This window comes from Streptomyces sp., from assembly GCF_031181705.1.
GTDB lineage: Bacteria > Actinomycetota > Actinomycetes > Streptomycetales > Streptomycetaceae > Streptomyces.
The window spans coordinates 24,116-34,133 of record NZ_JAPSKN010000016.1; the positions used below are offsets into that span (position 1 = coordinate 24,116).

9 protein-coding genes are annotated in these 10,018 nt (G+C 69.4%); 1 reads left to right on the forward strand and 8 read right to left on the reverse strand.

Annotation, left to right across the window (positions count from 1 at the left end; genetic code table 11):
• On the forward strand, positions 1 to 1,152 hold a 1,152-nt coding region (locus RIN80_RS05825; protein ID WP_309094410.1), incomplete at its 5' end, for an alpha/beta hydrolase-fold protein.
• On the opposite strand, the gene RIN80_RS05830 is transcribed toward RIN80_RS05825, so the two are convergent.
• The 8 genes from RIN80_RS05830 to RIN80_RS05865 form a co-directional block, all read right to left on the reverse strand.
• Positions 1,043 to 1,717 carry a trimeric intracellular cation channel family protein gene (locus tag RIN80_RS05830; RefSeq protein WP_094056288.1) on the reverse strand — a complete coding sequence of 225 codons (675 nt, stop codon included), beginning with the start codon at positions 1,715 to 1,717 and terminating at the stop codon, positions 1,043 to 1,045. The two genes, RIN80_RS05825 and RIN80_RS05830, sit on opposite strands and share 110 nt — an antisense overlap.
• A 64-nt stretch (positions 1,718 to 1,781) precedes the next feature.
• The gene (locus RIN80_RS05835; RefSeq protein WP_309094411.1) at positions 1,782 to 2,918 is read right to left on the reverse strand and encodes a dipeptide ABC transporter ATP-binding protein; all 1,137 of its coding nucleotides are present in this window, start codon (positions 2,916 to 2,918) and stop codon (positions 1,782 to 1,784) included.
• Positions 2,915 to 3,997 (reverse strand): ABC transporter ATP-binding protein, encoded by a 1,083-nt coding sequence (locus RIN80_RS05840; protein WP_309094412.1) that lies wholly within the window; start codon positions 3,995 to 3,997, stop codon positions 2,915 to 2,917. The genes RIN80_RS05835 and RIN80_RS05840 overlap by 4 nt, the downstream gene beginning before the upstream one ends.
• Positions 3,994 to 5,004 carry an ABC transporter permease gene (locus tag RIN80_RS05845; RefSeq protein ID WP_309094413.1) on the reverse strand — a complete coding sequence of 337 codons (1,011 nt, stop codon included), beginning with the start codon at positions 5,002 to 5,004 and terminating at the stop codon, positions 3,994 to 3,996. Before RIN80_RS05845 ends, RIN80_RS05840 begins: the two co-directional genes overlap by 4 nt.
• 91 nt (positions 5,005 to 5,095) lie before the next feature.
• Positions 5,096 to 6,862 (reverse strand): ABC transporter substrate-binding protein, encoded by a 1,767-nt coding sequence (locus tag RIN80_RS05850; protein WP_309094414.1) that lies wholly within the window; start codon positions 6,860 to 6,862, stop codon positions 5,096 to 5,098.
• Between the two features lie 8 nt (positions 6,863 to 6,870).
• Positions 6,871 to 7,869 carry an ABC transporter permease gene (locus tag RIN80_RS05855; RefSeq protein ID WP_309094415.1) on the reverse strand — a complete coding sequence of 333 codons (999 nt, stop codon included), beginning with the start codon at positions 7,867 to 7,869 and terminating at the stop codon, positions 6,871 to 6,873.
• 339 nt (positions 7,870 to 8,208) lie between these two features.
• Positions 8,209 to 9,009 carry an enhanced serine sensitivity protein SseB C-terminal domain-containing protein gene (locus tag RIN80_RS05860; RefSeq protein ID WP_309094416.1) on the reverse strand — a complete coding sequence of 267 codons (801 nt, stop codon included), beginning with the start codon at positions 9,007 to 9,009 and terminating at the stop codon, positions 8,209 to 8,211.
• A 127-nt stretch (positions 9,010 to 9,136) separates the two neighbouring features.
• Complete coding sequence (locus tag RIN80_RS05865) at positions 9,137 to 9,925, reverse strand: enhanced serine sensitivity protein SseB (RefSeq protein WP_309094417.1); 789 nt, start codon at positions 9,923 to 9,925, stop codon at positions 9,137 to 9,139.
• Positions 9,926 to 10,018: the final 93 nt, after the last annotated feature.

Below are 10,018 nucleotides of genomic sequence, written 5' to 3' on the forward strand. Positions count from 1 at the left end.
CGGGTCCGCGGCCCCCGCCCGCTGCGGGCCGCGGCCCGGACGCTGATGCTCCTGTTCGCCCAGGGGACGGCCGTGGCCCTGGTCTTCACGCTGGTCAACAACGCCAACAGCCTGTACGACAACTGGGCCGACCTGCTCGGCACCGGCGACCACGTCCAGCAGGCGGCCGACCTCGGCGCCGACGGCACCGGCGGTATCGCGCTGCAGCGGCTGCCCAGGGTGCGCCAGACCTTCCAGCCCGCCGCCGGGCCCGCGATGCGCGCGGCCGGCGGGGTGCGGGTCACCCAGCTCAGAGGCCGGGTCTCCGGCGTGAACGCCGAGGTGTACGTCTGGCTGCCCCCGCAGTACGACGAACCGGCCTACCGGCACCACAGGTTCCCGGTCGTGGAGCTGCTGCCCGGCTATCCGGGCTCGGCGAAGGCCTGGTTCGGCTCACTGCGCGCGCACGAGCAGCTGGAGCCCTTGATGCGGGACGCCCGCATCGCCCCGTTCATCCTGGTCGCGCCCCGCACCAACCTGCTGGCCGGGGTGGACACCGGTTGCGCCGACATCCCGGGCACGGTCAACGCCGACAGCTGGCTGAGCGTCGACGTACCGAAGATGGTCATGGACAACTTCCGGGCCCGGCCCGCCCCCGGGGGCTGGGCCGTGGCCGGCTACTCGGCCGGGGCGCACTGCGCGGCCAAGCTGGCCGTCGCCCATCCCGACCGCTACCGGGCCGCCGTGAGCCTGTCCGGCTACGACGACCCGATCGGCGAACGCGACTCGCTCGCCGCGCAAACCCCCGCGCTGCGCGAGGCGAACAACCCCTTCCTGCTGCTGCGCCGGGCCCCCGCCCCGCCGCGGATCGCGCTCTACCTCTCCGGCCAGCCGCACGACGGCTACGAGGCGGGCGTGGCCCTGGAGCGGATCGCGAAGGCCCCGACCACCGTGCACGTGGTGTACGTCCCGGAGAGCGCCGGCGGGCACACCCTGGCGCTGTGGCGGCCGCAGATCGTGCCGGCCTTCACCTGGCTGACGCAGCAGACGGGCGCCCGGCCCGTCACGGCAGGACGGGCTGCTCCTCCTCGCTCACCGTCGACCGCCGGTGCCACGCCCGCGGAGCTCGCCAGTGGAACCGCATCGCGAGCAGACGCAGTACGAAGGCCGTGATCACCGCGAGGGCACTGGTGAACGGGTTCAGGGCGTCGTAGCGGATGCACAGGGCGACCAGGGCGGAGCCGACGATCGCCGGGACCGCGTACAGGTCGCGGTCCCAGCGCAGCAGGGAGGGCACCTCGTTGGCGAGGACGTCCCGCAGCACACCGCCGCCGACCGCGGTGGTCAGGCCCAGGCCGGCCGAGGCGGTCAGGCCGAGCCCGTACTCGTAGGCCTTGATCGTGCCGGCGACGCAGAACAGGCCGAGGCCGGCCGCGTCGAAGACGTTCACGGCGACCTGGATGCGTTCCACCTGCGGGTGCAGGAAGAACACGAGGAGGGTGGCGAGCAGCGGGGTGAGGAAGTACCCCAGGTCCGTGAACGCGGCGGGCGGCACGGCCCCGATGACCAGGTCGCGGAAGAGCCCGCCGCCCAGCGCGGTCACCTCGGCGAGGACGGCCATGCCGAAGACGTCGAAGTTCTTGCGCACGGCCAGCAGGGCGCCGGAGATCGCGAAGACGAAGATGCCGATCAGATCGAGCGTGTGCTGGACGGACGGACTGAAGAGTTGCTGGAGCACCCGTGCATTTTCCCCCACGGGTGAGCCCCCGCCCTGATGTGCGAGGGCGGGGGCTCGGGTGGGGTCACTTCTCGACGGGCGCCGCGCCGTTCTCCACGGCGACCTCCTTCGCCGAGGACAGCAGCTCGGTGTCCTGCGGCTGCTGGTCCGCGAAGTTCTCCGGGTGGTGGCAGGCCACGCGCTGCCCGGCCCGCAGCTCCACCAGCGGCGGCTCGGTCGTCTTGCAGATCTGCGTGGCCTTCCAGCACCGGGTGTGGAAGCGGCAGCCGCTCGGCGGGGCGATCGGCGAGGGCACGTCGCCCTTGAGCAGGATCCGCTCGCTCTTGACGCCCCGGCGCTTGGGATCCGGTATCGGCACGGCCGACAGCAGGGCCTTGGAGTACGGGTGCATCGGCGACTTGTAGAGCTTGTCGCGGTCGGCCAGCTCGACGATCTTGCCGAGGTACATCACCGCGATCCGGTCGGACACGTGCCGGACCACCGACAGGTCGTGCGCGATGATCACGTACGTCAGGCCGAGCTCCTGCTGGAGGTCGTCCAGCAGGTTCACCACCTGGGCCTGGATCGACACGTCCAGCGCGGAGACCGGCTCGTCCGCCACCACGAGCTTGGGGTTGAGCGCGAGCGCGCGGGCGATGCCGATGCGCTGGCGCTGGCCGCCGGAGAACTCGTGCGGATAGCGGTTGTAGTGCTCGGGGTTGAGGCCGACCACCGACAGCAGCCGCTGGACCTCCTTCTTCACCCCGCCCTCGGGTTCGACGCCCTGGAGCCGGAAGGGGGCGCCGACGATCGTGCCGATCGTGTGCCGGGGGTTCAGCGAGGAGTACGGGTCCTGGAAGATCATCTGCACGTCGCGGCGCATCGGGCGCAGGTCGCCGACGCCGAGGTGCGTGATGTCCTTGCCCTCGAACTCGACCGTGCCGCCGGTCGGTTCGAGCAGCCGGGTGATCAGCCGTCCCATGGTGGACTTGCCGCAGCCCGACTCGCCGACGACGCCGAGCGTCTCGCCCTTGCGGACCTCGAAGTCGATGCCGTCGACGGCCCGGACCGCGCCGGTCTGCCGCTGGAGCAGGCCCTTGCGGATCGGGAAGTGCTTCTGCAGGCCGGTCACCTTCAGCAGGACCTCGCCGTCGCCGGTGGTGTCCTGGGTGAGGGTGCTGCCGCTGGTGTCCGGTTCGCTCACCGTTTTGTCGTCGCTCACAGCTTCGGCGCAATCTCTTCGGTCCAGATACGCTCCCGCTGCTCCTGGCTCATGTGGCAGGCGGCCCAGTGCGAGCCGCCGACCTCGGTCAGCTCGGGGCGGACGGTGCGGGTGACGTTGTCCTTCGGGATGTCCGCGTACGGGCAGCGCGGGTGGAAGGCGCAGCCGGACGGGAGGTTGATCAGGGAGGGCGGCGCACCCTTGATCGGGATGAGCCGGTCGGTCTCCTCGCGGTCCAGCCGCGGCATCGAGCCGAGCAGGCCCCAGGTGTAGGGGTGCCGGGGCTCGGAGAACACGGCCTCGGCCGGACCGCGCTCCACGCACCGGCCGCCGTACATGACCAGCAGGTCGTCGGCCATCTCGGCGACCACGCCCAGGTCGTGGGTGATCATGATGACCGCCGAGCCGAACTCCTTCTGCAGATCGTGGATCAGGTCCAGGATCTGCGCCTGCACGGTGACGTCCAGGGCGGTGGTCGGCTCGTCCGCGATGAGCAGCTCGGGGTTGTTCACCAGGGCCATGGCGATCATGGCGCGCTGGCGCATACCGCCGGAGAACTCGTGCGGGTAGCTGTCGACCCGCTTGGCGGGCTCGGGGATGCCGACCCGGTCGAGCATCTCGATGGCGCGCTGCTTGGCGGCCTTCTTGCTGACGTCGTGGTGGACGCGGTACGCCTCGACGATCTGCTGCCCGACCGAGTAGTAGGGGTGCATCGCGGACAGCGGGTCCTGGAAGATCATGGCCATCTTCCGCCCGCGCAGCCGCCGCACGGCGTCGGGGTCGGCCGCGATCAGCTCCTGGCCGTCGAGCCAGACCTCGCCGGTGACCTTGGCGCGCGCCGAGCGGTGCAGGCCCATCACGCCGAGCGAGGTGACGGACTTGCCGGAGCCGGACTCGCCCACGATGCCCAGGGTCTTGCCCTTGCGCACGTCGAAGCTGACGCCGTCGACGGACTTGACCAGGCCGTCGTCGGTGTCGAAGTGGATGCGCAGATCACGGACGGACAGGAACACGTCGTCCGGGACGGACGGGGCGGTGGTGTCCGGTTCGCCGAGCGCGGCTTTGTCGAGCTTGCTCACGAGTACCTCACCCGGGGGTCGATGGCGGCGTACACCAGGTCGACGATCAAGTTGCAGAAGACGATGAAGAACGCGGCGACCAGGGTCACGCCCATCACGATGGGCAGGTCGTTGTCCTTGATGGCCTGGACCGAGTAGGCACCGATGCCCTGGAGGGAGAACACGGTCTCGGTGAGCACCGCGGTGCCCACGAGGGTGCCGAAGTCCATGCCGAAGATGGTGACGATCGGGGTGAGGGCGGAGCGCAGGCCGTGCTTGGTGACGACCGTGGACTCCTTCAGGCCCTTCGCCCTGGCCGTGCGGATGTAGTCCTCGTTCATCGTCTCCAGCATGCCCGCCCGGGTGAGCCGGGCGTAGAGCGCGGAGAAGAGGAAGGCGAGGCTGATCCAGGGCAGCATCAGATGCCAGGCCCATTCGGCGGGGTTCTGGGTGAACGGGACGTAGTCGATGCTGTCCCAGATGGGGATCTCGTAGACGAAGAGCGCGAGCAGGATCTGGCCGGTGAAGAAGATCGGGAGCGAGACGCCGGCGAGCGCGATGAACATGGAGATGCGGTCGATCGGCCTGCCCTTGCGCAGGGCCGAGATGACACCGGTCGTCACACCGGAGATCAGCCAGATCACCGCCGCACCGACGGCCAGCGAGAAGGAGACCGGGATCCGCTGCTCCAACTGCGGCCAGACTTCGATGTGGCTCTTGAAGGAGTACCCGAAGCAGGGTGCGCTGCAGTGCGTCGCCTCGGGACCGAACCGGTAGTCGGCACCCGCCACGAGGCCCTTGATGAAGTTCCAGAACTGCTCGTAGACGGGCTGATCCAGTCCCAGGTTCTTCTTGATCGCGGCGACGGACTCGGGGTTCGCGTCCTTGCCGACGTACTGGGTGGCCAACTGATCGGCCGTCTGGCCCCCGAGACGGGGCACCAGGAAGAAGATGGCGAAGGTGACTGCGCTGACCACCAGCAGCAACAGCACCGCGCCCATGACGCGTCGGAGGATGTACGCAGCCACAGCTGTACGGCCCCGGGTGGCCGCGGCGGGGTCGTCCGCCGCGGCCACCCGGTGCCTTCACCTGCCTTTCGAAAGGATCCGGCCTGCTGAGTTACTTCGCGGAGCTCATCAGCAGGTAGTCGTACATGCCGAGGTAGGCCTGCGTGACCGTGACGTTGCTGGCGGACGTGGGCCGCAGCAGCAGGTTCTTGCGGTAGATCAGCGGGACGACCGAGGCGTTGTCGAGGACCATCTTGTCGATGTCGCCCCAGGCCTTGGTGCGGGCGGCGTCGTCGGTGTTGGCGATCGCGTCCGTCAGGGCCTTGTTGATCTTCGGGTCGTCCAGCTCCATCAGGTTGTTGCCGCCGGAGGGCTTGATGGCGGCACCGTTGACGATCTGGTCGAGGAAGCCGTAGCCCGTCGGCCAGTCGGCGCCCCACGCCATGGAGAGCATGCCCAGCTTGTTCTTGTGGACGTAGGACGGGACACCGGCGAAGTTGGAGAAGTACTTGCCGGAGGGGAACTGCTTGATCTCGATGTTGATGCCGATCTTCTTCAGCGACGCCTGGACGGCCGTGGCGGCCGCGACCTCGGCGGGCCGGTCCGAGCGGGCCGTGAGGATCGTGTTGAAGCCGTTCGGCTGGCCGCAGGCCTTCAGCTCGGCCTTGGCCTTGGCGACGTCACCCTTGTGACCCTCGCTCGGGTAGGTGTCGAACTTGGTGTAGCCGTTGACCGACGGCGGCAGCAGCGTGGTCGCCACGTCGCCCTTCGGCGAACCGCCCATGGCGTCCAGGACGGACTGCTTGTCCAGACCCCACTGGACGGCCTTGCGGCAGTGCTCGTTGTCGAACGGCTTCACGTTGACGTTGAGCGCGATGTACTGCGTGGCGCCCGCGTAGGAGCTGTCCGTCTGGCCGGCGAGCTTGCCGCGCAGGACCTTCGGCTGGGTCTGCGGCTGCACACCGGTGCCGGCCGCGTCAGCCGTGATCTTGTCGGAGATCAGGTTGTTGTCGACCGTGACCGGGTTGACCTTGAACTTGATCGTGATCTTGTCCGGCAGGGCCTTGCGGATCGGGTCCGTCTTCGGGTCCCACTGCTTGTTGCGCACGAGGGTGGCGCCGCGGCCCTCCTCGTAGGACTGGAACTGGTACGGGCCGGAGGACTGGATGGCCTGCACGTACTTCGCGCCGGTGTCCTTCGCCTTCGGCACGGGGGCCGTCTGCGAGAACGTCGCCAGGTAGTCGAAGTCCGCGAACGGCTGCTTCAGCTTGAAGACGATCGTCCGGTCGTCCGGCGTCTCGATGGACTTGATGCCCTCGGCCGACTTGTCCTTGTACGGACCCTGGTACTTGTCGCCGCCCTCGAGGTAGGCCTTGAAGTACGTCGGGCCGTTCGACAGTGCCTCGGGCGCGAAGTTGGAGCGCTCGATGGCGTACTTCACGTCCTTGGACGTCACCGGGGTGCCGTCCTGGAACTTCACTCCGGCACGCAGCTTGTACGTCCAGGTCTTGGCGTCCGGGCTGGACTTGCCGAGTCCCTCGGCGAGGTCCGGCACGACCTCCAGGCCTTCCTTGCCCGCCGCCGGCTTGAACGTGGTGAGCGTCCGGCCGTAGAGGCGGGAGAAGTTCTGCACCCAGCCGTAGTACGTGTTGCCCGGGTCGAGGGAGTCCGGCACGTCCGAGTGCTCGTACGTGACCGTCCCCCCCTTCTTGTCCGACGCGTTGACGATCGAGTTCAGCGCGGCGTCCTTCTTGCCGTTGCCTCCCCCGTCGTTGTCGTCACCACCGCCGCCGCACGCGGCAGCTCCCAGCGACAGTGCCAGGACCGACGCAACGCCGGCGGTCACCCTTCTCGTCTTCACCTGAGGAAGCCCCCTCATTCGATGGATCACTTGCTGCGAGGGTCGAGGGCGTCACGCAGCCCGTCACCCAGCAGGTTGAAGGCCAGGACGGTGATGAAGATCGCCAGTCCGGGCACGAACATGTACTGCGGATCAGCCGTGTAGAGGTCCACAGCGTTGCTGAGCATGCCGCCCCAGGAGGCCTGCGGCGGAGCGATACCGACACCGAGGAAGCTCAGCGCTGCCTCGAACAGGATGTTCGTCGGGATGATCAGCGTCGAGTAGACGAGGATCGGCGCGACGAGGTTCGGGAGGAGCTCCCGGAACAGGATGTACGGGCCGCGCGCCCCGAGGCTCGTGGAGGCCTCGATGAACTCCCGCTTGCGCAGGGTCATGGTCTGCGCCCGCACGATCCGGCCGATGTACGGCCAGCTGAAGAAGCCGATCACGAAGATCAGCACGCAGATGCGCAGGGACAGGCCGTCGAGACCGAAGAAGCCGTCCTGCACGGAGGCGGAGATCGAGATGGCGAACAGCAGCAGCGGGAACGCCAGGAAGGTGTCCATCAGCCTGCTGATGACGCTGTCGATCCAGCCGCCGTAGTAGCCGGCGATCACGCCGAGCACGGTGCCGATGCACACGGACAGCAGCGTGGCGCCGCCCGCGACCAGCAGGGAGACCCAGGAGCCGTCGATGATGCGGGCGAGCATGTCGCGGCCGTACTGCGGGTCCACGCCCAGCGGGTGGTCCCAACTCATGCCGCCCCAACCGCCCTTGGGGGCGAGCAGCGCGGGGTCGATGAGGTCCTGGTTGAACTTGTTGGGATCGAGGTTGAAGATCCACTGGATCGGCTTGGAGAACACCGCCATCAGCGTGAGCAGGATGACGACGACGCCGCCGGCCATCGCCACCTTGTCCCGCTTGAAGCGCATCCAGGCGATCTGGGTGAGCGAGCGCCCTTCGATCTGGCTCTTCTTGACCCCGGAGAGCACGGCCTCGGGCTGTGCTCCGGCTTCCGCCCCGGTGGTCTCGATCGGTGCGGTCACGGTGCGATTGACCCCTCTCGGGCCGGCGATCGCCTAGCCCCTGGCTGCCGCTGTAGCGGTTTGTTTGTCTCGTACACGAGACCGACCGGCCCGTGTCTTGCCGGGAGTCTTCAACGCTTTGGCGATCTGTTGCCAGACTTGGCGGTGAAAGGATGCGTAAACGTGATGCTGTCTGGGGGGTTCCGTTATCCGGACAACGGGTAACAGGGGTCGGACACGTTGAGGTATGGGCATTTTAGGACATACAGGCGCATCTCGCCCTTATCTACGCGCGGAGAGCTGACTTTTCCTCGTCTTTGCGCGGGGTGGGGAACCGGCCTCGGCGGGGGTCCTGGCGGCTCAGAACCTGCCCTGGGCGGGCGGGTAGCCGTAGCCGGACGCGGGGGCCTGGACGGGTGCGGTGGCGTGGGCCTCGCGGTCGTAGAAGGGGCGGGCGTTCGCCCGCAGCCACATGGCGACCGGGTCGTGTTCGTCGGACATCGCGACGGTGGAGACGGGGAGCCCGTCCGGGACGGCGCCGAGGGACTGCTGCATCATCGCGCGCACGGAGTCCACGGCCGGCGGCGAGGTGTCGTACACGTCCAGTCCGATGGCGAGGTACGGCGCGCCGAGCGCGGGCTGCACCCAGGCGCGGCGCAGCGCGCGGACGGCCGGGGTGCGGTGGGCGTTCTGCGCGAGCAGGGCGTAGAACTGCGGGATCTCGATGGCGGGTTCGGACAGCCGCAGCGGTCCGGCGGGCTGGCGGTCCAGGCCCGTGGCGATTCTGCGCAGGTCCAGCCAGGGGATGCCGACGCCGCCGCCCGGGGCGTGCGGGTTGAGCCAGAGGCCGTAGTGGTCGGGGTAGAGGGCGCGGGCCACGTCGACGCCGTCGACCACCTCGTAGGAGCGGTTCCAGCCGCTGGCCGAGAGCTCCTGGGCGGAGGTCACGCAGGGCGCGTAGCCGTGGCCGTCGACCTCCATGTTTCCGTACTGGGCGTCCGGGGAGCCGGCCTGGCCGTGCCACAGGAGCATCCAGATCTGGCCGGTGTGCGGGGTCGCGAGCGCGCGCAGGAGTGCCTCGTAGGCGTCGTAGCGCCCGGGCGTGACCTGGCGAAGCATGTGCTCGACCTGTCCGGCCGCGGCTGTGCCGCTCGCGCTCACCTTTACCGCCCCTTCGTACAACGCCTCGACCGTGACCTAGCTTAAGCCCGCCCACCGACTCGGGACTTGCCCTCGTCCGGCGCGTGCGGGTCCGTCCGTGGCTTGCGGCGCGCCCGGGCCGGTCGCCCTACCGCTGGTAGAAGGGCCGGACCCGGTCCTTCATCCAGTGGCCCACCGGGTCCGCCGTCACGTCCAGCAGGACGAGGTTGACGGGCCAGGGCGCAGGTGCCGCGGTGACGGCCCGGGTCAGGGCCTCCAGCGGGAGGGCCCGCAGGTCGCCCTCCCACTGGGAGAGTTCGACGCCCACGAACATCACGGGGTCGGCGGTCTCGATCGCGGCGAGGCAGCGGCGGGCGGTGAGCACGACGCCGATCGCCTCGAACTCGGCGGAGGCGGCGGCCAGGAAGTCCACCGGGTCGTCCTGCCAGTCGGGCTCGAAGAGGCGGACCCGGCCGCCGCTCGCCGGGCCGTCCAGCGGGGTCCGGCCGGTCCGGCACAGGTCGGCGACGGCGGGGGGCGGAAGGGGTATGCCGACCACGCCGCCGGGGTTGACGACGATCCCCGCGTGCGGGGGCAGGCCGCGGGCGAACTCCACGGCGGGCGCGATGGTGTACGCCATGTGCGGCCCCGCGGCCAGGCGGAACTGCTCCTCCGAGCTGAACACCGGCACGAACGCCTGACCCTCGATCTCGACGGCGGGCAGGTCGAGCGGGCCGCTGTGCGGGCCGCCGCCGTTGGGGAGCGGCACCCAGACGAAACTCCGGCCGAGCACCTCGACGATCCGCCCGCCTGCCGCGGGCCCGGCGCCGAGAGCGGCCGAGAGCACCTCCTCCAGCTCGTTGCCGGGCCAGCCACCGTGCGGGTGGGTCTGCGTCTGCGCCGGGAAGTCCGCGGAGAAGTCCGCCGGGAAGTCCATCTGCCTACCGCCTGCCTGAAACCACTGCTGAGGCTGAAAAGGCTAACGGCTCGGGGAGCGGGAGTGGCCGGGCCGTCCGGGACGGCCTGCCGG

Bases quoted from the DNA above. Each gene is read 5' to 3' on its own strand.
- RIN80_RS05850 (WP_309094414.1), bottom strand. From the start codon at position 6,862: ATGAGGGGGCTTCCTCAGGTGAAGACGAGAAGGGTGACCGCCGGCGTT.
- RIN80_RS05865 (WP_309094417.1), bottom strand. From the start codon at position 9,925: ATGGACTTCCCGGCGGACTTCTCCGCGGACTTCCCGGCGCAGACGCAG.